This window comes from Sulfitobacter sp. M13 (genome assembly GCF_053474885.1).
Genome location: NZ_CM130281.1, coordinates 2,699,402 through 2,721,052, shown reverse-complemented (window position 1 = coordinate 2,721,052; position 21,651 = coordinate 2,699,402). Strand labels below are relative to the sequence as shown.

Annotated in this window: 18 protein-coding genes; 10 read left to right on the top strand and 8 right to left on the bottom strand. The window is 59.1% G+C overall.

Annotation, left to right across the window (positions count from 1 at the left end; all coding sequences use genetic code 11):
- Window positions 1-72 precede the first annotated feature (72 nt).
- The 5 genes from ACVBAU_RS13015 to glmM all read left to right on the top strand — a co-directional run bounded on the left by ACVBAU_RS13015 (window position 73) and on the right by glmM (window position 6,757).
- The gene (locus ACVBAU_RS13015; RefSeq protein WP_171048884.1) at window positions 73-2,595 is read left to right on the top strand and encodes a putative PEP-binding protein; all 2,523 of its coding nucleotides are present in this window, start codon (window positions 73-75) and stop codon (window positions 2,593-2,595) included.
- Window positions 2,596-2,723: 128 nt separating this feature from the next.
- The gene (locus ACVBAU_RS13010) at window positions 2,724-3,362 is read left to right on the top strand and encodes a cell wall hydrolase (RefSeq protein ID WP_448326716.1); all 639 of its coding nucleotides are present in this window, start codon (window positions 2,724-2,726) and stop codon (window positions 3,360-3,362) included.
- A gap of 108 nt (window positions 3,363-3,470) precedes the next feature.
- The gene (locus ACVBAU_RS13005; protein WP_448326715.1) at window positions 3,471-4,394 is read left to right on the top strand and encodes a dihydroneopterin aldolase; all 924 of its coding nucleotides are present in this window, start codon (window positions 3,471-3,473) and stop codon (window positions 4,392-4,394) included.
- 3 nt (window positions 4,395-4,397) lie between these two features.
- The gene (gene folP, locus ACVBAU_RS13000) at window positions 4,398-5,414 is read left to right on the top strand and encodes a dihydropteroate synthase (protein WP_448326714.1); all 1,017 of its coding nucleotides are present in this window, start codon (window positions 4,398-4,400) and stop codon (window positions 5,412-5,414) included.
- A complete protein-coding gene (gene glmM / locus ACVBAU_RS12995) occupies window positions 5,411-6,757 on the top strand; it encodes a phosphoglucosamine mutase (protein WP_448326713.1) in 1,347 nt (448 codons plus the stop codon). The genes folP and glmM overlap by 4 nt, the downstream gene beginning before the upstream one ends.
- A gap of 119 nt (window positions 6,758-6,876) precedes the next feature.
- Here glmM and ACVBAU_RS12990 read toward each other — a convergent pair whose 3' ends face one another.
- Both ACVBAU_RS12990 and ilvC read right to left on the bottom strand, forming a co-directional pair.
- Window positions 6,877-7,803 carry a DMT family transporter gene (locus tag ACVBAU_RS12990; protein ID WP_448326712.1) on the bottom strand — a complete coding sequence of 309 codons (927 nt, stop codon included), beginning with the start codon at window positions 7,801-7,803 and terminating at the stop codon, window positions 6,877-6,879.
- A gap of 105 nt (window positions 7,804-7,908) precedes the next feature.
- Complete coding sequence (gene ilvC, locus ACVBAU_RS12985) at window positions 7,909-8,931, bottom strand: ketol-acid reductoisomerase (RefSeq protein WP_138922943.1); 1,023 nt, start codon at window positions 8,929-8,931, stop codon at window positions 7,909-7,911.
- 135 nt (window positions 8,932-9,066) lie between these two features.
- On the opposite strand from ilvC, the gene ACVBAU_RS12980 reads away from it, so the two are divergent.
- Genes ACVBAU_RS12980 through ACVBAU_RS12970 form a run of 3 tightly spaced genes read left to right on the top strand, consistent with a single transcriptional unit; the run spans window position 9,067 to window position 11,157 of the window.
- Window positions 9,067-9,522: an Lrp/AsnC family transcriptional regulator gene (locus ACVBAU_RS12980; RefSeq protein WP_138922944.1), complete on the top strand. Its 456-nt coding sequence runs from the start codon at window positions 9,067-9,069 to the stop codon at window positions 9,520-9,522.
- Complete coding sequence (locus ACVBAU_RS12975) at window positions 9,519-9,980, top strand: Lrp/AsnC family transcriptional regulator (RefSeq protein WP_448326711.1); 462 nt, start codon at window positions 9,519-9,521, stop codon at window positions 9,978-9,980. The genes ACVBAU_RS12980 and ACVBAU_RS12975 overlap by 4 nt, the downstream gene beginning before the upstream one ends.
- Window positions 9,981-10,029: 49 nt before the next feature.
- On the top strand, window positions 10,030-11,157 hold the full coding sequence (locus tag ACVBAU_RS12970; protein WP_448326710.1) for an aminotransferase class V-fold PLP-dependent enzyme: 1,128 nt from the start codon (window positions 10,030-10,032) through the stop codon (window positions 11,155-11,157).
- A 19-nt stretch (window positions 11,158-11,176) separates the two neighbouring features.
- Here ACVBAU_RS12970 and ACVBAU_RS12965 read toward each other — a convergent pair whose 3' ends face one another.
- Together ACVBAU_RS12965 and ACVBAU_RS12960 are read right to left on the bottom strand one after the other, a co-directional pair.
- Window positions 11,177-12,379: a UbiH/UbiF family hydroxylase gene (locus ACVBAU_RS12965; protein WP_171048885.1), complete on the bottom strand. Its 1,203-nt coding sequence runs from the start codon at window positions 12,377-12,379 to the stop codon at window positions 11,177-11,179.
- 3 nt (window positions 12,380-12,382) lie between these two features.
- On the bottom strand, window positions 12,383-13,030 hold the full coding sequence (locus ACVBAU_RS12960; RefSeq protein ID WP_138922948.1) for a pyrimidine 5'-nucleotidase: 648 nt from the start codon (window positions 13,028-13,030) through the stop codon (window positions 12,383-12,385).
- A gap of 98 nt (window positions 13,031-13,128) precedes the next feature.
- On the opposite strand from ACVBAU_RS12960, the gene ACVBAU_RS12955 reads away from it, so the two are divergent.
- Window positions 13,129-13,782 carry a GntR family transcriptional regulator gene (locus ACVBAU_RS12955; protein WP_093732510.1) on the top strand — a complete coding sequence of 218 codons (654 nt, stop codon included), beginning with the start codon at window positions 13,129-13,131 and terminating at the stop codon, window positions 13,780-13,782.
- Here the strand turns inward: ACVBAU_RS12955 and ACVBAU_RS12950 are convergent.
- Entirely contained in the window at window positions 13,779-15,692 is a 1,914-nt protein-coding gene (locus tag ACVBAU_RS12950; RefSeq protein WP_448326709.1) for a glycosyltransferase family 2 protein, read from the bottom strand. The two genes, ACVBAU_RS12955 and ACVBAU_RS12950, sit on opposite strands and share 4 nt — an antisense overlap.
- 97 nt (window positions 15,693-15,789) lie before the next feature.
- Window positions 15,790-16,950, bottom strand: coding sequence for a glutamine-hydrolyzing carbamoyl-phosphate synthase small subunit (gene carA, locus ACVBAU_RS12945; RefSeq protein WP_335744253.1), 1,161 nt, complete (start codon window positions 16,948-16,950; stop codon window positions 15,790-15,792).
- 199 nt (window positions 16,951-17,149) lie between these two features.
- Here carA and ACVBAU_RS12940 point away from each other — a divergent pair, with 199 nt between their 5' ends.
- Window positions 17,150-17,608, top strand: a complete 459-nt coding sequence (locus ACVBAU_RS12940) for a GatB/YqeY domain-containing protein (RefSeq protein ID WP_138922951.1) — start codon at window positions 17,150-17,152, stop codon at window positions 17,606-17,608.
- 3 nt (window positions 17,609-17,611) lie between these two features.
- On the opposite strand, the gene ACVBAU_RS12935 is transcribed toward ACVBAU_RS12940, so the two are convergent.
- Both ACVBAU_RS12935 and ACVBAU_RS12930 read right to left on the bottom strand, forming a co-directional pair.
- Window positions 17,612-18,094, bottom strand: coding sequence for a DUF2244 domain-containing protein (locus ACVBAU_RS12935; protein WP_448326708.1), 483 nt, complete (start codon window positions 18,092-18,094; stop codon window positions 17,612-17,614).
- 88 nt (window positions 18,095-18,182) lie between these two features.
- On the bottom strand, window positions 18,183-21,623 hold the full coding sequence (locus tag ACVBAU_RS12930) for a pyruvate carboxylase (RefSeq protein ID WP_448326707.1): 3,441 nt from the start codon (window positions 21,621-21,623) through the stop codon (window positions 18,183-18,185).
- Window positions 21,624-21,651: the final 28 nt, after the last annotated feature.

The window sequence follows — 21,651 nt, the reverse complement described above, 5'->3', positions numbered from 1 at the left end:
ACGCCTTGCCAGACCACGGTGAAAGCCTATGCTGCGCAGGAACCAAAAGGTGCCGCAGTGCAGAAAATCGCCATGACAACCCTTGTGACCCAAACGGCCCCCATCGCGAATGATACCCACGGTGGGCGGGCGAAATGTTTGCAGCGTCTGGTCCGTCTTGATCTGCCGGTGCCGCGTACCGTGGCGCTGCCCTTTGGTGTCGTGCTTGATATCGCGCAGGGGCAGATCCCCGATCTGCAAGCGGTCGCCGATGAATTCCCCCAAGACGCGTTGCTGTGTGTGCGCCCCTCTAGCCAGGACCCCGACTGGGGCGGGCCGGGGGCGGTGATGAACATCGGCATGAACGACGCGCGTTATGCCTATTATTGCGAACGCATGGGCGAGGGGCCCGCATCGGCTCTGTATACCCGTTTCGTGCAATCCTATGCCGTCAATGTGGCACGGCTGGACCCTGATATGTTTGACGACGTCGAAGGGGATGGGCGCGAGGCGCTGCTGCAATCCCTGCGTGCCTACGAGCTTGAGACCGAAGAAAGCTTCCCCCAAGACCGCGTGACGCAACTGACCGCCGTGCTCAGTTCGATGGCGCGGGCGTGGGAAGGCACCTCGGCGCGGCTGCTGCGACAGGCCAAAGGCGCGCCAGCGGATGCGGGGCTTGGTCTGATCGTGCAAGAGATGGTGTTCGGTGTGGGCACCGGCATCTGCGGGTCGGGCGTGTTGCAGCTGGTGGACAGCACCACCGGCCTGCCACAGATCACCGGACGCTACCTGAGCCAGTCGCAGGGTCGCGATGCGTTGCAGGATACGGCCGATGCGCTGTATCTGACGCGTGATCCACGCGGGCCATCGCTTGAGGAACACGCACCCGAAGCGTTCGAGATGCTCAAACAGCATGCCGCGCTGATGCGGGTGCGGCTGCGCGCTGAAATGCAGGTGGAATTCGTCATCTCGGACGGAGAGCTGTTCATCCTCGACGGGGTGCGCGTATCACGGTCGTCACGTGCGGCGGTGCGGATTGCCGTTGCGCTGGCGGACGAAGGGATTATCCCGCGCGAAGAGGCACTGATGCGCGTCCAGCCCCGCACGCTGACAGAGCTGTTGCACCGACAGGTTGACCCCCGCGTGAAACGCGATGTGATCGGGCGCGGCATTGCTGCCAGCCCCGGCGCTGCCACGGGCAAGATCGTGTTCAACGCCAATGACGCACAAGCCAGCGCCGCACGCGGCGAGAAATGTATTCTGGTGCGCCGCGAAACCTCGCCCGAGGATATTCGCGGTATGCATGCGGCCCAGGCCGTGTTGACCGAACGCGGCGGCATCACCAGCCACGCGGCGGTGATCGGGCGCGGCATGGGCCTGCCGTGCGTTGTTGGCGCGTCCTCTATGCGATTTGATCTGGTCAAGGGGTTGATCACGGCCTCGGACGGGCGGATGTTTAAGGCGGGCGACGAAATTACGCTCGATGGCACCTCGGGCGAGGTGCTTTGTGGGGCCGCGGACATGCTAGAGCCGTTGCTGGACGCGACCTTTCAAAAGCTCATGTCCTGGGCCAAGGACGCAGCGGACATCGGTATTCGTGCCAATGCCGACACACCCGCCGACGCGCAGACCGCACGGAACTTCGATGCGCAGGGGATCGGGCTTTGCCGGACAGAGCATATGTTCTTTGACCCCAGCCGCCTTACCGTGATGCGCGAGATGATTTTTGCCGACACCAGCGAAGGCCGTCGTGCGGTGTTGGAGCGCCTTTTGCCAATGCAACGCGAGGATTTCATCCAGCTGTTCCGCATCATGCAAGGGCAACCGGTCTGTATCCGGCTGTTCGATCCGCCCTTGCACGAATTCCTGCCCTCAAGCCGCACCGGCCAACGCGATCTGGCCGAAGCGTTGGATTTGCCGCTGTCGGATGTGACCCGCCGGATCGAGGCGATGACAGAATACAACCCGATGCTTGGCCTGCGTGGCGTGCGTCTTGGCGTGACTGTGCCCGAAATCTACGAGATGCAGGCTCGCGCGATCTTTGAGGCCACGATCGAAGCCAGTCGCGATGGTGAACCTGTCGTGCCCGAGATCATGATCCCGCTGGTGTCGGCCAAGCGCGAGGTCGAGCTGATCAAGGCCAGCGTCGACAAGATCGCAATGGCGGTGAAATCCGAACGCGGCGCTACCTTCACCTACCGGTTGGGGGTGATGGTCGAAACGCCACGTGCAGCGCTGCGCGCCGGAGAGATTTCGCCCTATTGTTCGTTCCTCAGTTTCGGGACGAACGATTTGACGCAAATGACCTATGGGCTTAGCCGGGATGACGCGGGACGGTTCATGTCGACCTACGTTCAGCAGGGCGTCTTCCCCGAAGATCCGTTCCACATGCTTGACCGTGACGGCGTCGGAGAGCTGCTTCAGCTGGGGGCCGCGCGGGGGCGGGCAGCACAACCTGGGATTACGCTATCGATCTGCGGAGAGCACGGCGGCAACCCCGAATCGATAGATTTTTGTCGCGCAGCGGGGTTCGATTATGTTTCTTGCTCACCTTTTCGTGTTCCGGTTGCCAGACTCGCCGCGGCGCAATTGGCAATCGCAGACAAGATAAAGTAGGTTCTGGCGTCTAATCGCCTATATATAGAGTCTGTCCGCGGGTTCCCGCGCAACCGGTTTCAGCAGGGTTTACGCCCGTGTTCTTCTTGGGTACGCGGCGCTGTCCGAAACTACTTGCGAGGCGCTCAATGCGTTCTTTTCAGAAAATCTCTTCCTGCGCTCTGTTGGCGCTGTCTTTGCTTATTCCTGCCGTGGCCTCCGCTAGCCCGCAACAGGCCAAAGCACTGGCTGACATCGAGGCCAAAGGGCTGAGGTCTGTCGGGTCGGAACGTCTGGAAAGCATGATCGCATCCGCCAACGCTGCCAGCGATGTTGAATTCACCCGCGCGTGGTTGTCCGAGCAGCCCAAAGCGTCCGGCGGAGAGCAGTGGCGGTGTCTGGCAGAAGCGCTGTATTTCGAGGCGCGTGGCGAGACAGTCAAAGGTCAGTTCGCTGTGGCCGAAGTCATCATGAACCGCGTGAAGTCTTCGCAGTTTCCCGGATCGCTTTGCAGTGTGATCAACCAAGGGACCGGCCGCAAATACCAGTGCCAGTTTACCTACACCTGTGATGGCAACGCCGAAGTGATCGCCGAACCGCGCGCCTACACGCAGGTCGGAAAAGTTGCGCGTGCCGTTCTGGATGGCAAGGCACCTTCGCTGACGGGCGGTGCTACCTACTATCACACCACAGCCGTAAGCCCCCGCTGGTCCCGCGTGTTTACGCGCACCACCAAGATCGGCGTGCATATGTTCTACCGCGATGGTGTCCAGACCGCGTCGAACTAAGCAGCGTTTCTGTCGCCTTTGATGGCTGGTCAGCCGTGTCTGGCTTTGGTACATCCGGGCGAACGGTCTAGGATCGTGTGCAGGTGAGACAAGCAGAGGCCAGATCCTATGACGAGTGACACGCGGCTTGCCTTTGCGCACCCATCCGAACGTGCGGCAGCGACGGCGGGGCCTGAACCTCTAGACCGGATTTCCCTGCGCGATCATATTGTTGAGGTCGAGATCGGTGCCTTTCAGGCCGAACGCGGCGTCACGCAACGTATCTGTTTTAATATCGTCGTAGAAGTCCAGCCGTTGACCGGCCCTGTAGATGACGACGTTGATCGCATTCTGTCCTATGACCGCGTGACCGAGGCCATCGCCTATGAGCTGTCAGACGAACGGCTGAACCTGCTTGAAACCTTGGCCGAACGGGTCGCGGACCGTATCTTGCTGGAGCGGCAAGCGATGCGGGTTTTTGTCCGTATCGAAAAGCTGGACCGTGGCCCCGGAGCTTTGGGTGTTGAAATTGTGCGCGCGCGGGATGATGCACCCGGCAATCAGCCCGACGCGCAAGAGGTCCCGCATCCCGAATTGGTTTATCTGAGCAACGAAGCCATCGCATCGCCTTTTTTGGCGGGCTGGCTGGATCAGTTGCATCAGATGGGGCGTCCCTTGATCCTATGTGTCGGGGCGTCAGATGCCACTGCACCACAGCTCGCGCATAAGATGGCGCAGCGCCGCATTGATTTGCTGGCGATTGAACAGAACGCATGGGTGCTGGCGTCAAAGGATGTCCGCTGCGTCGTTGTGGCCACCCGGACAGAGCTCGACTGGGCGATGAAGAATGGGCAAACCAGTGTGTGGGCTCCGTCAAAGATCGTGTTGGACAGCGTCGATACCCCGTCCGTACAGCCACGCGATGCCGTGGCACTGGCTGCATGGTTCGCCGCCAGTTTTGACGCGACAGAGATGCTGGTGATCGGGGCCAGTTTGCCCGCCAAAGCGTCGGTGCCGTTGCGCGCCGTTGCGGTGGATCAAGACAGGCTGTGAGCAATGACCGACTATTTCAGACCTCTCGTCCAGATTGGCCCTGCGCGGCCTGATGCTGCGGTGCCGCTTGCGGGGGGGTGGGGCTGGTTCACCCATGCAGAGGTTCTGTCCCGCAGCGCGTCGCCCCGCGTCGTGCCCGCGGCCGACATTCCCGCAAGTGTCTTGGCTCGGCTGACCGCACCCCGTGCTGCAATTGCCGGTCTGCCGCTGGACCGCCCTCGTGTCATGGGTATTCTGAACACCACACCCGATAGCTTTTCTGACGGTGGCCAGCATGCTGCCGTGCCTGACGCGGTCCGAGCAGGGCAGGCGATGGTGGCCGCAGGTGCCGATATTTTGGACATTGGGGGCGAATCCACGCGCCCCGGTGCCGATTTCGTGCCCGTATCCGAAGAGATCACGCGCACAGCGCCCGTTATCGCCGCGTTGCGGGGGGCAGGGCTGCACACGCCGATCTCCATCGACACGCGCAAGTCCGCTGTGGCCAAAGCTGCGGTTAGCGCCGGTGCCAATCTGGTGAATGATGTGTCGGGGTTTACCTTTGATCCCGCGCTTGCGCCTTTGTGCCAGACGCTCGGGCTGCCGGTCTGTGTCATGCACGCCCAAGGCGACCCAGCGACGATGCATCTGGACCCGCGCTATGACAATGTGCTGTTGGATGTCTACGACGCGCTGGAACGGCAGATCGCCCTGCTGGAGGCTTCGGGCATCCCCCGCAGTGCCATTCTGGCAGACCCTGGCATCGGGTTTGGCAAAACCCAAGAGCACAATCTGGAACTGTTAGCGCGGCTGAGCCTGTTTCACAGCCTGGGGACGCCAATTCTGTTGGGGGTATCGCGCAAACGGTTCATCGGTACGATCGGCAATGCACCGCAGGCGCAGGACCGGGCGCCGGGATCAATCGCCGTGGCGCTTGCAGGATTAGGGCATGGTGTGCAAATGATCCGTGTGCATGACGTCGAAGACACCCGCCAAGCGGTTGCTTTGTGGCATGCCGCCTATTTTGGGAGCATTTTATGACAAAGTTATTTGGAACTGACGGTATTCGCGGACGGGCAAACGTTTACCCGATGACAGCCGAGGTCGCATTAAAAATCGGGGCCGCTGTCGGGCGCTATTTCAGCGCAGGCCGCGATGGCGTGCGCCGTGTCGTTATCGGCAAGGACACGCGCCTTTCGGGCTATATGTTTGAAAACGCGCTGACGGCTGGGCTGACATCCTCGGGGATGAACGTTCTTCTGTTGGGGCCGGTGCCGACGCCGGCTGTGGGGCTGCTGACGCGGTCCATGCGGGCCGATCTGGGTGTCATGATTTCGGCCAGTCACAATCCGGCGACGGATAATGGTATCAAGTTTTTCGGCCCCGACGGGTTCAAGCTGAGCGATGCGGTGGAGGCAGAGATCGAAGCCCTGATCGCGGGTGGCGTAGAGATGAACCCCGCCGACAAAATCGGTCGTGCCAAACGGATCGATGACGGGCGTTTTCGGTATGTAGAGCGGGTCAAATCCTCGTTTCCACGCCAGATGCGTCTGGACGGGTTGAAGGTTGTAATCGACTGCGCGAACGGGGCCGCGCACCGCGTCGCACCTGAAACACTGTGGGAGCTTGGGGCCGAGGTGATCGAGATCGGTGTGTCGCCTAACGGTTTCAATATAAACGAAAATTGCGGCTCTACCCACCCTGAACGGGCGGCGGCTGCGGTTGTCGAACACGGCGCACATGTCGGCATCTGTCTGGACGGTGACGCGGATCGGGTGATCTTGATCGACGAAACCGGCAAAGTCGGCGACGGGGATCAATTTATGGCGCTCATGGCGTCCCGTTGGGCGGCCGAAGACCGGCTGGCCAATAACGCCTTGGTCGCCACGGTGATGAGCAACCTTGGCCTTGAACACTTTCTGCAAGGCAAGGGGCTGCGGCTCGAGCGGACCTCGGTCGGGGATCGCTATGTCGTCGAACGTATGCGTGAAGGCGGGTTCAATCTGGGCGGCGAACAGTCAGGACATATTGTCATGACTGACCACGCTACCACCGGCGACGGGCTGATGGCGGGGCTGCAATTTCTGGCAGAGATGATCCGGTCGGAAAAGACGTCTTCGGAGCTGCTGAACAGCTTTGAGCCCGTGCCGCAGCTGCTTAAGAACGTGCGGTTTTCAGCGGGTCAAGTGCCGCTCGAAGACGCGCAGGTTCAAGGCGCCATCGCGCAGGCCGAGGCTGATCTGGCGGGACAGGGGCGTTTGCTCATCCGCAAATCCGGAACCGAGCCGCTGGTTCGTGTCATGGCCGAGCATGAGGATGCAGGGCTGATGGAGCGGGCAGTCGATTCCGTGGTGGATGCTGTAACGGCAGCTGTCGCACCTTGAGTTGAGAGCTAGGCCGCTGGCGGGGAAACCTGCTTGGCGGCCTGGGCTCTGCTTTTGCCGGTGTTACATCGTGGGCGTCTGAGGGATGCCTTCGGCGAGGATTTTAGGCCATTTGGAAATCAGGGACGCGCGCGTGTCAGCAGGCGGCGGAAGGCTCCGTATTGGCTGAGTGCGACGCCCGCAAGGATCAGCACCATCGCATAAAGCAGCGAGGGTGGCAGCGGTTCGTTCAGCACAAGCGCGCCGAGGCAGACGGACCAGACAGGTACTTGGTAGTTCACCAGTGACATGAAGACCGGTCCCGCGCTGCGTATGACCACGACGCGTAGGAAGTTCGCAGCGGCGGTGGGGAGGAGCCCCAGAAACACCAGTGCAGCGAGGATCGGGGGCGACGGGCGGGGCGGCAGCCCCTCGACAGTCAGGGCCATGGGGATGGTGATGAAAGTGGCGATGATCAGCAGGATCGTAGCGAGCCCGATGGCGTCGATCGCGGGCAGGCGGCGCATCACGATAGAACTGGTGGCATAGCATCCCGCCGCGGCCAAGCAGGCCAGTCGCCCTTGGGTTTCAAGCGCGGTGCCCGTGCTTTCAAAAGCCTGCGCACCGATCAGGATGACGACGCCGAGAAAACCTAATGAAAACCCGATTGCCTTGCGCGGGCTCATCGCTTCGCCTGGAACGAAGAAATGGGCCAGCGGAAGGATGATCAGCGCGGTTGCGGCCATCGTGACCCCCGCAAACCCCGACGTCACGTATTGTTGCCCCCAGGCGAGCAAGCTGAACGGCACCGCAGAGCTGGCGGCCCCGATGAAGATCACCGCGGCGATGTCTGCGCGGGTCGGCGGCGTGGTAAACAGGCGGAACCCGCGTAGGCCCCAGATCGGGATCATCACAGTGGCGGCGAGCCCCACACGGGTGGCGGCGATCCAAAACGGGGGCATTTCGGTCAGCGCGATTTCCGTCACCAGAAATGTGCCGCCCCAGATGAAAGCCAGCAACAGGATCAGCAGCCAGCTGGATTTGGTGATGGCGGGCACGTCTGACATGCAGTTTCCTTGGTCAACGATCAGCGCGCAATCTGTGACAGTCGGTTCGTCAAAAGAAAAGGCCCGGTGCGAAACCGGGCCTTTTCATGTCGCTTAAAGCAGCGATTAGTTCTTGGATTTGTCGACCATCTTGCCGGCAGAGATCCAAGGCATCATTTCGCGCAGCTTGCCGCCGACGACTTCGATCTGGTGCTCGTCATTGGCGCGACGCGAGGACTTCAGCGTGGGCTGGCCAACAGAGTTCTCCAGCATGAAGTCGCGTACGAACTTGCCCGACTGGATATCGCTCAGCACGGCTTTCATACGCGCTTTGGTCTCGTCGTAGGGCAGGATGCGCGGACCGGATACGTACTGGCCGTATTCCGCGGTGTTCGAGATCGAATAATCCATGTTGGCGATGCCGCCTTCATAGATCAGATCAACGATCAGCTTGGTTTCGTGCAAACATTCGAAATACGCCATTTCGGGCTCGTAGCCGGCTTCGACCAGTGTTTCAAAGCCGCAGCGGATCAGTTCGACGATGCCACCACACAAAACAGCCTGTTCGCCGAACAGGTCGGTTTCGCATTCTTCGCGGAAGTTGGTTTCGATGATGCCGGACCGGCCGCCACCGATGGCGGAACAATAGGACAGGCCGATTTCCAGCGCTTTGCCGGTGGCGTCGGTGTTTACCGCAACAAGGCAAGGCACGCCGCCGCCTTTGGTGTATTCGCCGCGCACTGTGTGGCCGGGGCCTTTGGGGGCCATCATGATTACGTCAATACCAGGCTTTGGTTCGATCAGGCCGAAGTGAACGTTCAGGCCGTGGGCGAATGCGATCGCAGCGCCCTCGCGGATGTTGTCGTGAACGTATTTTTTGTAGGTTTCGGCCTGCAATTCGTCGGGCATGGTGAACATGATCACATCGGCCCAAGCTGCGGCTTCGGCGATTTCCATAACTTTCAGGCCTTCGCCTTCGGCTTTGGCTTTCGAAGCGGACCCTTCACGCAGGGCTACGACGAGGTTTTTCGCACCGGAATCACGCAGGTTCAGCGCGTGGGCGTGGCCCTGGGAGCCATAGCCGAGGATGGCGACTTTTTTGTCCTTGATCAGGTTAACGTCGCAGTCACGGTCGTAATAAACGCGCATTGGGGCGTCCTTTCGGGTTCGTTAAAATCTGAGGTGACCATATCGAAGCTGACGCGAGATGCCATTGCCAGATTATGAGTTTATTTGGCAAAATGAAGATGGTAATGCGCATTAAGTTTAAAAAATGGAAAAATCATGCTTGATGACATGGATCGTCGCATTCTACGCCACTGGCAGGCGGATGCGGGGCTGACACCGGCGGAATTGGCGGACCTGACAGGGCTGACGGCGGGCAAGGTGTCGCGCCGCATCGTACGCATGCAGGAGGCAGGTGTCGTGCAAGGGGTGGCGGCTGTCGTGGACTGGGCAGCCTTGGGGTACACTGTCGAGGTGTCTTTGCGGATCACGCTGGACAAGACACAAGGCAACGCCTTCGACCGATTTCTTGAAGAGGCGCGAAAATTGCCGGAGGTGATCGAGATCCAGACATTTCTGGGGCGGGTCGATGTCCGCCTGTCGATTATTGCGCGAGACATGGCACATTATCAAAAGATCTACCGCGCGGGTATTCTGACCTTGCCGCATATCGCGGATATCGAGGCCTTGATGCATGTCGCGCGGATCAAGTCTGACGAGGCGTTGCCGCTATGATTGCGCTGGATAATATAGACCACCGGCTGATCCGGTCACTTGCACGGGATGCGACCCAAAGTGCGGGGGCCTTGGGCCGCCATCTGGGCCTGTCACAGCCTGCTACATGGCGGCGGATCAAACGGCTGGAGGACGCAGGTATCCTGCGAGGCAAGCGGCTGAGATTGAACCGCGAAGCCTTGGGGTTTGGCGTGACCGTCTTTCTTGGCGTTAAGCTTGCCACCAAGGGCCGTGTGAGCCTTGAGGATTTCGAACGCGCGGTCAGCGCCATCCCCGAGGTGCAAACCGTGGAGCACGTCTTGGGGCTTTATGACTATCGCTTGCGGGTCGTCGCGCGGGATCTGGCAGACTTTGAGCGGGTTCTGCGGCGGAGGGTCATGACGTTGCCGGGGGCGGGTGCGGTCGAGGCAAACGTGCTGCTCAGCGAGGAACGACTGACCGGGCCATTGGGTCTGTGACTTTGCCCCACGAGGAGCTATGTTCGCAAGAAACCAACAGGAGGAACCCATGCCCGCTTTGCTAAATTCAGTTGATCCAGAAGGGCTTGAAGAGTTTTCGGTCGTGTTCACCGACCGGTCTTTGAACCACATGAGTGCGGTATTCCAAAAGGTCATGCGCGATATAAGCTTCCTGCTGAAGGAGGTCTATAACGCTGATGCGGTCGCCGTCGTGCCCGGTGGCGGCACCTACGGGATGGAGGCCGTCGCGCGTCAGTTTGCGCGGGGTGAAGATGTTCTGGTCGTGCGCAATGGCTGGTTCTCGTACCGCTGGAGCCAGATTATTGAAAACGGCGACCTGACCGGCAATGCGACAGTGATGAAAGCGCAGATGCAGGGCAACAGCACGCCGTCGCCGTTCGCGCCATGCCCCATCGATGACGTGGTAAAAGCCATTGAGACGCACAAACCGCAGGTGGTGTTTGCGCCGCACGTGGAGACCAGCGCCGGTGTTATCCTGCCGGACGACTACATCAAACAGATGTCAGAGGCAGCCCATGCCGTTGGCGCGCTCGTGGTGCTGGATTGCATCGCGTCGGGCTGCGCTTGGGTGGATATGAAGGCGCTTGGCGTCGATGTGTTACTTTCTGCACCGCAAAAGGGCTGGAGCGCATCCCCCTCTGCCGGCTTGGTCATGATGTCGGACCGTGCGGTTGCGCGGATGGCAGAGACCAAGTCCGACAGCTTTGCGATTGATCTGGCCAAGTGGCACAGCATCATGAGGGCCTATGAAGATGGCGGTCACGCCTATCATGCCACCATGCCGACCGATGCGTTGCGCCTGTTTCGCGATACGATGCTGGAAACCAAATCCTATGGTTTCGACCGGCTGAAGGAAGCGCAGTGGCGTCTGGGGGATTCTGCTCGCAAGATGCTGGCCGACAAGGGCGTCGTCTCTGTCGCGGCGGAGGGGTTTGCCGCGCCGGGTGTGGTGGTCAGCTATACCTCTGATCCATCGGTGCATAATGGCAAAGCCTTTGCCGCCGAAGGGATGCAGATTGCTGCTGGCGTGCCGCTGATGTGTGACGAGCCGGAGAACTTTCAGACGTTCCGGCTGGGGTTGTTCGGACTGGACAAGCTTTATGATGTGGATGCAACGCTCGCGCGTTTGGCTGCCGTGGTTGATAAGGTGCTGTAAATAAAAGCTATGCGGCAGGTTATTCCTGCCGCATACCGAGCCCCATTTCCATCAACATACGCCGGACAGGTGGCAGCGCATAAAGCGCGCTCAGCCCTTTGGCGCGGGCGTCGCGGGCCAAGGGCGTTTTCGCCTGACTGGCGCGGTTCAGCAGATCAATGCCGCGCAGGCGCAGCTGGATATCGCCAAAACGGGCCTTGTGGTAGGCGTCCAGCATCGGCTGGCTTCCCAGATCGTCGCGGTGTTTTTGGGACAGTTCCAGCAGCGTCGCGATGTCTTGCAGCGACATGTTCAACCCCTGTGCGCCGATGGGGGGCATGACGTGTGCAGCTTCGGCGATCAGGGCAATGCGTTCCCCCGACAGCCGCGCCGCGTGCTGGCTGATGATCGGCCAGATGGCGCGCTGTGATGCCAATGTGAGCGGACCAAGCACCTGCGCGCTGCGCTCGGTTGCGGCGAGGGAGAAGGCGTCGGCGTCTAGCTCCATCCGGGCGAGCGATGCCGCGCCGTCGTCCATCCACACCACCGCAGAGCAGGGCAGGCCGTCGCGGTCGGGCAGGGGCACAAGGGTGAAGGGCCCGCCGCTACGGTGGACTTCGGTCGAAACATTTTCATGTGGGGTCGGGTGCGTGACCGCAAAGGCAAGCGCTTTTTGACCATAGCTTTGGCGGGTCACCTCTATGCCTGCTGCATCCCGCATCGGGCTGTCGCGCCCGTCAGCGGCAATCACCAGTTTGGCCGATATTTTGGTGCCATCGTCGAGCCCCACGCGTGCGCCGATGGTGCGCGTGAATAATGAAGTTGTCGCTGTTCCAGGGCGGAACTCGACGTTCGGTAGGGCGCACAAACGCTCTAGCAAAGCACGCCGCAGCAGCCAGTTCGGAAAATTCCAGCCAAAGGGTTGATCCGAAATATCAGCGGCATCAAATGCGCGACTGGTCAGCGGTGCGTCGCCATCCCCGCCGGCGTCAATAATGCGCATGACCTGCAAGGGTGCTGCATGATCCGACAGATGCGCCCATATCCCTGCCGCCTCGAGCACGCGGCGGGCCGGCTGCAACATCGCAGTAGAGCGCATATCGGCCCCCTGCGCCATCCCATCGGTAACCGGGGGCGTCGGGTCGACGCAGACCACATTGAACCCTGCACTGCCGAAGGCTGCCGCCGCTGTCAAACCGGCAATGCCGCCGCCCGAAATCAAAATGTCACATGTCATGGTCATCAGTTAGTCCGTAATTTTCGCAAGAAAAGCTGAAAGGTCATCGGTGTGAAAATGAATATGCGGCGCGGGCTCTGCTCTTTCTGCGACGTGCACCGTGCCCATCCCCATTTCGTGCGGGGCGATCAGGTTGCGCGGGTCGTCTTCGAACATGACAGCGGTCGTTGGGGTCAACGCATCGGTGGCGAAAATCAGATCATAGGCGGCACGTTCGGGTTTGGGTAGATATTGAGCGTGCTCAACGCCATAGACTGCATCAAACAACCCCGATAATCCCCGTGCGGCAATGACCTTCTCGGCGTAGGGGGCTGTCCCGTTGGTATAGATAATCCGACGCCCCGGCAGTGCGGCGATCCGCGCCGCAAGCAGCGGATCAGGTACCAGCGCGTCAAAGGTAATCTCGTGCACCTCATGCAGATACGGGCCAGGATCAAGGTCGTGTTCGCGCATCAGCCCCGCCAAAGTCGTGCCGTAGGTGTGCCAGTAGTGCTTGCGCAGATGATCCGCGCGCTGTCGGTCTACGTTCAGCGCGGTCATTACCCAGTCGGTCATGCGCTGTTCGATTTGGTCAAACAGGCGTGCCGACGGCGGGTAGAGCGTGTTATCAAGGTCGAAGACCCAAGTGTTCACGTGAGAGAAATCGGTATTTTTCATAAGGACTTGCTACGCCGCCTGAGGGTACTGTGCAAGATCACGGGGTTGCGCAATTGGACGCGGGGGCTAAGGTGCCAGAGCCTTTTGAAAGAGAACCCATGACGACGCCACGCTCCGGACCCACTGACGCCTATTCGATGATCTTGGACGCGATTGATGTGGGCACCTATCGACCCGGCGATCGCTTGGTAGAAAGCGAACTGGCCGAACGGTTTGGCGTGTCCCGAACGCCGGTTCGCGAAGCATTACAACGGCTTGAGACGCAATCTTTGCTGGCGCGGGACGGTCGGAGTTTGATCGTTGCATCGCTGGATCACAACCAGATGGCCGAGCTTTACGTTGTGCGCGGAGAGCTGGAGGGGCTCGCCGCGCGGCTTGCAGCGCGTCATGCAACGACTGAAGAAGTCCGCGTGCTACGGGAGATGGTCGAGGAAGACGACGCGTTGCGCGATAACCCGGCCGCGCTGGCACGGGCAAACAGGCGATTTCACAAACAAATTCATCTGGCATCCCATAATCGATATCTCGTGCAGCAACTTGATCTGGTACATCGGTCCATGGCCCTGATGGCGACGTCGTCATTGGCGGTGGACGGACGCGGCGCAATTGCACAGGATGAACATGATCGCATTGTGCAGATGATTGAACAGCGAGACGAAGACGGCGCGGACGAAGCGCTGCGCACGCATATCTCGGTCGCGTTCATGACGCGGCTGAAGCAAGAGGCGGCGCAACGCAAGGAGGAGGGTTAAGGGGGGCGAGCCGATCTGGTTTGCATCCCATTGTCGGATTTGTGGCTGACGCCGTGTTCGGTTTTGTCCCAATAGAACGGCATGACCACGAATTCATAAAGTGCCTTATAGGCCGCGAATGACCCTAGAATAAAATAGAACGGCAACGTTATTGCCCACGGAATAAGGTGCCGGTGCTGAGACCCGGATACGGCCGTCATTGCGATGGCAATACTAAGGATTTCGGCAAATACGAAAAACCCAAAGAGGCTATAGAATGCTTCAGGCCCAAGGGTGGTTTCAACAGGATGTGATGCACCGAAAAGCGGAAGGCAGAAGGTCCAGAGAAATGGGGCGAAGATAAACTGGCAAAATGTCGCGAGGAACAGCGTTTGCACACCAAGGAAGCGGATGAGCCCCACGTCCCGGATCAGCTGGAGCGGCGCGCGGCTGTGTACGACCCATGTGATCAAGAAGCCTTTCAGCCAACGCGACCGTTGCTTGATCCAGGGCCATGCGCGAAAGTTGGCTTCTTCGTAGGTTACCGTTGGCAACAGGTCGGTTCGGTACCCATGCCGTGCAAGCCGCACCCCGAGGTCTGCGTCTTCGGTGACATTATGGGCATCCCAGCCACATAGCTTTTCCAGGATAGGACGTCGGAAGAAAAGCGTCGTGCCGCCTAACGGAATGATCAGCCCCAGATGTGCGACGCCCGGAAGAATAACGCGCCACCAAGAAGCATATTCCAGCGCGAAACAGCGCGAGATCCAATTGGTCCGGGCGTTGTAATAGTCCAGTACCCCTTGGACGCAGGCGACGTTTTGGGGTGCGCGTTCAAAATGTTGTACGACACGGTCAAGCTGGTCGACCTCGGGCGCATCTTCGGCGTCCCACACGCCGATGATGCTACCGTTGCAAAAATCCAGTGCATAGTTCAGCGCGCGCGGTTTGGTGCGCAGCTTTCCTGCTTGAGGGACTTCGATGACATCGAACCAAAAAGGCAGTTCGGTGCGCGCAATCGTGTCGCGGGTCATCTGATCGCCTTCTTCCAACACCAACACGACCTGTAGCAAAGCCTTGGGGTAGGTAAGTTGACCGAGTCGCGCAATCAAAGCACCCGCGATTTCCTCTTCGTGCAGAAGGGGCACAAGAACGGATACTTTAGGGCGTTTTGCGGGCATTGACGGCGGGGCGGCATCAGCCACATGTGGGGTGTTCCCCCATAAGCACCGTGCAACGAACGACGACAGCCGCAGGGTCATGATCATGGCGCTACAACACAACGCCAAGATGACAAATACGGTGAACGTCCATGCCGGAAGCGCTATAAAAAGAAGAGCTGCGGCTCCGCTTGCAGTGCCGGCCCAAAGACGTCGCCCTGGACCGGAGATGCGCCACGTGCGGCAGCTTTGACCTGCAGGAACACGGGTCGCAGCCCGCTTGGCTAAAACAGTTCCATAAAGTGCTGTGATCCGCCGATCAATCTGGGCGGACTCTGCGAGCACGGGGACAATATCAAGGTCGATATCACGGAAGGCTTCCCCTTCGATTTCGCTCAGGCGATCTGGCCTGCTTGTTGCTAAAAAAAGAGTTTTACCCAAGCGTCGCCACGGCACAACCTTGTGCTGTAGACATTCTTCTGCTGATAGATGGCGCGCGAGGGTCGCTTTGGGCGGGTCAGTGTCAAGATCGACCTGCTGGATCTGATGTTGAAGTGCCAGCGCCTTGGTCACCTCGCTACGCGAGACGAGGCCTTGGGCAACGAGTATATCCCCAAGGGGCGCATCAAGAACATGCTGAGCTTCGAGCGCGTGAACCAAAGCGGCCTGATCGATCAGACCGGCGTCCACCAATATCCGGCCCAGTGGTCGATGCCGCCCGCGCACGCGCGCGGGTTCTGGTAATTTCAGCTCTAGCCCAAGGTTGCTCATCGGTCGAATCCCTTCCTTTCGGAATAATTCGACCGTGGCAGAGTTACCTTAATGGGGCATTAATTGCGGGTGAATGAAGCGTCCGCGCCCTACCAGCCTAGCTGGCCCGTTCCGCCATGGCTGCGGCGAAACGTTCGAATAGATAAAAACTGTCTTGCGGGCCGGGGCTGGCTTCGGGGTGGTGCTGGACGGACCAAACCGGACGCCCCTCCATCCGAATGCCGCAGTTGGATCCGTCAAACAGCGATTGATGCGTTTCCACGACACCGCTTGGCAAGCTTTGCGCATCAACGGCGAACCCGTGGTTCATCGAGGTAATTTCGACTTTCCCCGTATCGATATCTTTGACGGGGTGGTTCGCACCGTGGTGGCCGTGGCTCATCTTGACCGTCTGACCGCCCAACGCGAGCGCTAGCATCTGGTGACCAAGGCAGATGCCGAAAACCGGAAGTTGCGTTTTTTCAAGAACTTCCTTGATCATCGGCACGGCATAAACACCGGTTGCAGCGGGGTCGCCAGGGCCGTTCGACAGGAAAACGCCATCGGGATTATGAGCCATTACATCTTCATATGTTGCAGATGCGGGCAGGACCGTGACATCACAGCCAACCGAGGCGAGGCAGCGCAGGATGTTGCGTTTGGCACCATAGTCGATCGCGACAACTTTATGTGGCGCATTCTCCTGCTCGGTATATCCCTCTGGCCAAGCCCAACGCATTTCATTCCAGCGATAAGATTGCTTACAGCTGACGTCTTTTGCCAGATCCATACCCTCTAGACCGGCGAACGCGCGGGCGGCGGCGACCAGAGCTTCGACATCGAAAATGCCGTCCGGGTTGTGTGCCAGTGCCGCATGGGGCGCGCCTTGCTGACGGATTGCCCGGGTCAGGCGGCGTGTATCAATGCCACCGATGGCGATACGCCCGCGGGACGCCAACCAATCGGACAGCGGCTGCACGGAGCGCCAGCTGCTTGGGTCCGTAGGCATCCACTTTACGACCATACCCGCCGCTACCGGATCGCCGGTTTCGTCGTCTTCGGGGGTGGTGCCGGTGTTGCCGATGTGAGGGAAGGTGAACGTCACGATTTGCCCCGCATAAGACGGATCGGTCATGATTTCCTGATAGCCGGTCATTGCTGTATTAAAGCAAAGCTCGGCCACGGTTTCGCCCGTTGCGCCAAAGCCCATGCCGTAGAAAAGCGATCCGTCCGCTAGCGCCAAGCAGGCAGTCGGACGAGGTGATGTGGTCGCGGTCATGTGGGGGGCCTCCAGCGGCAGGTATATGGAGTTAAACGGTGGCAACCTAAGGCGGCGTGCTGCCGGGGTCAATAGGGTGTCTAAAATGAAATATACATATTTAACAATGGCTTAGCAGGCCTGCGTGGCATTGCCTGCGCGGCGCAATATGTCTATGTTGCACGGCTTAATTCCCCTTAGGGTCAAAAGGACGATGGTAATGGTACTGCGGACTCGCATTTCGGAAGCACTGAAACAGGCAATGAAGGACAAGGCGGCCAAGCGCCTTTCGACCTTGCGGCTGATCAACGCGGCGATCAAGGACAAAGACATCGCGGCGCGCGCTGATGAAGGCGATGCCGGTGTTGGCGATGCAGAAGTGCTCGCGATTTTAGGCAAAATGGCGAAACAACGTATGGAATCGGTACGCGCCTATGAAGAGGGTGGCCGGCTTGACCTAGCCGACCGTGAGCGTGAAGAGATCGGCGTAATCGAAGAGTTCTTGCCGCGCCAACTGACCGAAGAAGAAAGCACCAAAGCGGTGGATGACGCGATCGCCGAAGTGGGCGCGACCTCGATCCGTGACATGGGCAAGGTGATCGGCTTGCTCAAGGCTAAGTACACGGGACAAATGGATTTTGGCGCGGTTGGGCCCAAGGTTAAAGAGCGTCTGAGCTAACGCTCAACGGAGCAATGAACGGTTCAGCTCATCGTAAAGGGTGATCCGTTCTTCCTCGCTCAGGAATGCGCCTATTTCGACCTCGCGTCCCATACCGCGCAGGGTCACATAATGGGGTACGGGGCCGTCTTTTTCATATTTAGTGACGACGGTCCAATGGCGATTGCATTGCCACTCCTTGACGTCGCCTCCGGCTGTGCGGTGCAATAAATGGGCGGTGTGGTGGTCGAGTGTGAACACTTCTTCAATCTCTCTGGCCTTATGGTTGCGCTGAAGCGCCCAGTAAATGCCTGCTACGGCGGCCAGAATGAAAGGAAGCAATCCCCATAGCAACACGGTCCCCAAGAGGGACAGTACAGGGATCAGAATCAGGATAAATGTTGTCAGGATAAAACTGGCAAAGCCCTTTGCCGACAGGGATTGATGCGGCCGCAGGGTTAGGATCTGCGTTGGGGGGGTACGGTGCGTTGTCCATTCATAGGGCATTGGGACGTCCATCCGCAGCGCTGGCTTGGAATATAGGGGGGATCAGGGCCAAGCGACACGGCATAGACACGCTTGGCCCCTTAATCGGTTACTCTAGTTCGATCAGCAGATCCTTGGCGTCGATCTGGCCACCTGGGGTGACATGCACCGCCTTGACCACTGCATCACGGTCCGCATGAATTCCGGTTTCCATCTTCATGGCTTCGATGGTGAGCAGCAGGTCGCCTGATTTGACCTTTTGCCCCACAGTCGCCCCGACAGAGGCCACAACCCCCGGCATCGGTGCGCCGATGTGATTGACGTTGCCGATCTCGGCCTTCGGACGCTGCGCGGTCGTTGCTTTGACCAGGCGGTTGGGCACACGCACCACGCGCGGCTGACCGTTCAGCTCGAAAAAGACTTTGACGTCGCCGTCTTCGTTGGTCTCGCTCAGCGCTTGCAGGCGGATCTCGAGTGTCTTGCCCGGGTCGATCTCTGCGGTGATTTCTTCGCCGGGCTCCATCCCGTAGAAAAAAGTGCGCGTCGGGAGAACACGGACGGGACCGTAGGTGCGGTGCCGGCCCATGTAGTCCAAAAAGACCTTGGGATACATCAAATAGCCTGACAGATCGTCGTCTTCGACCTGAGCCCCTTTTAGCAAGTCGCGCAGCTCATTGCGGGTTGCCTCTAGGTCCGTGGAGGGCAGATGGGCACCGGGACGTGCTGTATTAGGTTTTTCGCCCTTTAGAATCTTGTCGACAATCGCGGCAGGGAACCCGCCGGGGGGTTGGCCCAAATTGCCGCGCATCATATCGATCACACTGTCTGGAAAGGACATTTCCGCTTTGGGGTCTTCGACCTGCGTGCGGGTTAACCCTTGGGATACCATCATTAACGCCATATCGCCCACTACTTTGGAAGACGGGGTGACTTTGACGATATCGCCGAACATCTGGTTCACTTCGGCATAGGTTTTGGCAACCTCGGGCCACCTGTCGTCCAGCCCCATTGACGCGGCTTGCGCCTTGAGATTGGTGAACTGACCACCGGGCATCTCGTGCAAATATACCTCGGAGGAGGGGGCCTGCATGCCTGTCTCAAAGGCTGCATATTCCTTGCGTACCTCTTCCCAATAGTTCGAGATTTCGCGCACCGCGTCCATCGACAAACCTGTGTCGCGATCCGTGTGTTTCAGCGCCTCTACAACAGACCCGAGCGTCGCCTGAGAGGTGTTCCCCGATAGCGCGTCCATCGCGCAATCCACTGCGTCGACACCCGCTTCTGACGCCGCCATGATGGTCGCGATGGCTGCGCCTGCGGTGTCATGGGTGTGGAAGTGTATCGGCAGTCCGACCTCGGATTTCAGCGCTTTAATTAACGCTCTGGCGGCATTTGGTTTAAGCACACCGGCCATGTCTTTCAGGCCCAAAACATGTGCGCCGGCCGCTTTCAGCTCTTTGCCCATGGCGACATAGTATTTTAGGTCGTATTTGGCGCGGTCAGGGTCAAAAATATCACCGGTATAACAAACGGTACCTTCACAAATTTTGTCATTCTCGATCACCGCGTCCATCGCGACGCGCATGTTCTCAACCCAGTTCAGGCTATCGAAAACGCGAAATACATCTACGCCTTCGGTTGCGGCAACGCGGACAAATTCCTGTACCACATTGTCGGGGTAGTTGGTGTAACCAACGCCGTTCGATCCCCGCAGCAGCATCTGGGTCATCACGTTGGGCAAGGCCGCGCGCAGGTCGCGCAGGCGTTGCCACGGACATTCCTGCAAGAACCGGTAGGCCACGTCGAACGTGGCACCACCCCAACATTCCATAGAAAAAAGTCGTGGAAGATTAGCAGCATAGGCCGGGGCAACCTTGATCATATCATGGCTGCGCATCCGCGTGGCAAGCAAGGACTGGTGGCCGTCGCGCATGGTGGTATCGGTGATCAGCAGCTGCCGCTGTTGTCCCATCCAGTCGGCGACAGCCTGTGGGCCCTTCTGCTCGAGCAAGTTACGTGTGCCCATCATGGGTTCGGCGCGGGCAGCAGGGGGTTGTGGCGCGCGCACGGCTGCAGCGGGGCGCTCGAACCCTTTTGTTTCAGGGTGCCCGTTCACCGTGATGTCGGCGATATAAGTCAACACTTTCGTCGCCCGGTCGCGTCTCTTTTCAAACGTGAACAGCTCGGGCGTCTGGTCAATAAATTTGGTGTGGTAGCTGTTATTGAGGAAAGTCGGGTGTTTCAGCAGGTTTTCGACAAATGCAATATTCGTGGAAACGCCCCTAATGCGGAATTCGCGCAGGGCGCGGTCCATGCGGGCGATCGCCTGCTCTGGCGTTTGCGCTTTGGCGGTGACTTTGACCAACAGGCTATCGTAATACCGCGTGATAACGCCGCCGGAATAGGCAGTGCCGCCATCAAGGCGGATGCCCATACCTGTCGCCTCGCGAAAGGCGGTGATGCGACCGTAATCAGGGATGAAGTTATTTTGCGGGTCTTCGGTGGTGATCCGTGTCTGTAGGGCATGGCCGTTCAGCTGGACATCGGCCTGTGTCGCCTTGCCTGTCGCCTCGGCGATGGTCTTGCCCTCAGCGATCAGGATCTGGGCTTGTACGATGTCGATGCCGGTGACTTCCTCGGTCACGGTGTGTTCAACCTGAACCCTTGGATTTACTTCGATAAAATAGAACTTACCGTCGTCCATATCCATGAGGAATTCGACGGTACCAGCACATTCATAGTTCACATGAGCGCAGATTTTTCGGCCCAATTCGCAAATCTCGGCGCGCTGCTCTTCGGTGAGGTAGGGGGCGGGTGCGCGTTCTACAACCTTTTGGTTGCGGCGCTGAACCGAACAATCCCGTTCAAATAGATGGTAGATTTCGCCGTGGCTGTCGCCGAGAATCTGCACTTCGACATGGCGCGCCTTGAGGATCATCTTTTCCAAATATCCTTCGCCGTTTCCAAAGGCAGCTTCGGCCTCGCGCCGCCCTTCTAAAACTTTTTCTTTAAGCTCGCCTTCGTTGTCGATGGGACGCATCCCGCGTCCACCACCCCCCCAAGATGCCTTGAGCATAAGCGGATAGCCAACTTCTGCAGCCTGTTTCCGCACGAGCTCCATGTCGTCGCCCAATACATCCGTCGCGGGCACGACCGGCACACCGGCTTCCATCGCGACGCGGCGCGCGCTGGCCTTGTCACCCAAAGCGCGCATCGTTTCAGCCCGAGGGCCGATGAAGGTAATGCCATTTTGCGCGCAAGCATCTACAAAATCGGGATTTTCCGACAAGAGGCCATAACCGGGATGGATCGCATCCGCCCCAGAGGCTTTTGCGACACGAATAATTTCATCAATGCTAAGATAAGCGGCAACGGGCCCTAATCCGGCTCCGATTCGGTAGGCTTCGTCCGCTTTAAATCGGTGCAGCCCCAGCTTATCTTCCTCGGCGAACACGGCGACCGTCTTTTTTCCCATCTCGTTGGCCGCACGCATAATTCGAATGGCGATCTCGCCGCGGTTCGCGATTAGAATTTTCTTAAAGTCGGTCATATATAGGCCTTCCTGCTGGCAAGAAATC

What these genes read in the sequence shown, in the direction of transcription:
- ACVBAU_RS13015 (WP_171048884.1), top strand. Translation starts at nt 73, where the DNA reads ATGACAACCCTTGTGACCCAAACGGCCCCCATCGCGAATGATACCCAC.
- ACVBAU_RS13010 (WP_448326716.1), top strand. Translation starts at nt 2,724, where the DNA reads ATGCGTTCTTTTCAGAAAATCTCTTCCTGCGCTCTGTTGGCGCTGTCT.
- ACVBAU_RS13005 (WP_448326715.1), top strand. Translation starts at nt 3,471, where the DNA reads ATGACGAGTGACACGCGGCTTGCCTTTGCGCACCCATCCGAACGTGCG.
- folP (WP_448326714.1), top strand. Translation starts at nt 4,398, where the DNA reads ATGACCGACTATTTCAGACCTCTCGTCCAGATTGGCCCTGCGCGGCCT.
- glmM (WP_448326713.1), top strand. Translation starts at nt 5,411, where the DNA reads ATGACAAAGTTATTTGGAACTGACGGTATTCGCGGACGGGCAAACGTT.
- ACVBAU_RS12990 (WP_448326712.1), bottom strand. Translation starts at nt 7,803, where the DNA reads ATGTCAGACGTGCCCGCCATCACCAAATCCAGCTGGCTGCTGATCCTG.
- ilvC (WP_138922943.1), bottom strand. Translation starts at nt 8,931, where the DNA reads ATGCGCGTTTATTACGACCGTGACTGCGACGTTAACCTGATCAAGGAC.
- ACVBAU_RS12980 (WP_138922944.1), top strand. Translation starts at nt 9,067, where the DNA reads ATGCTTGATGACATGGATCGTCGCATTCTACGCCACTGGCAGGCGGAT.
- ACVBAU_RS12975 (WP_448326711.1), top strand. Translation starts at nt 9,519, where the DNA reads ATGATTGCGCTGGATAATATAGACCACCGGCTGATCCGGTCACTTGCA.
- ACVBAU_RS12970 (WP_448326710.1), top strand. Translation starts at nt 10,030, where the DNA reads ATGCCCGCTTTGCTAAATTCAGTTGATCCAGAAGGGCTTGAAGAGTTT.
- ACVBAU_RS12965 (WP_171048885.1), bottom strand. Translation starts at nt 12,379, where the DNA reads ATGACCATGACATGTGACATTTTGATTTCGGGCGGCGGCATTGCCGGT.
- ACVBAU_RS12960 (WP_138922948.1), bottom strand. Translation starts at nt 13,030, where the DNA reads ATGAAAAATACCGATTTCTCTCACGTGAACACTTGGGTCTTCGACCTT.
- ACVBAU_RS12955 (WP_093732510.1), top strand. Translation starts at nt 13,129, where the DNA reads ATGACGACGCCACGCTCCGGACCCACTGACGCCTATTCGATGATCTTG.
- ACVBAU_RS12950 (WP_448326709.1), bottom strand. Translation starts at nt 15,692, where the DNA reads ATGAGCAACCTTGGGCTAGAGCTGAAATTACCAGAACCCGCGCGCGTG.
- carA (WP_335744253.1), bottom strand. Translation starts at nt 16,950, where the DNA reads ATGACCGCGACCACATCACCTCGTCCGACTGCCTGCTTGGCGCTAGCG.
- ACVBAU_RS12940 (WP_138922951.1), top strand. Translation starts at nt 17,150, where the DNA reads ATGGTACTGCGGACTCGCATTTCGGAAGCACTGAAACAGGCAATGAAG.
- ACVBAU_RS12935 (WP_448326708.1), bottom strand. Translation starts at nt 18,094, where the DNA reads ATGCCCTATGAATGGACAACGCACCGTACCCCCCCAACGCAGATCCTA.
- ACVBAU_RS12930 (WP_448326707.1), bottom strand. Translation starts at nt 21,623, where the DNA reads ATGACCGACTTTAAGAAAATTCTAATCGCGAACCGCGGCGAGATCGCC.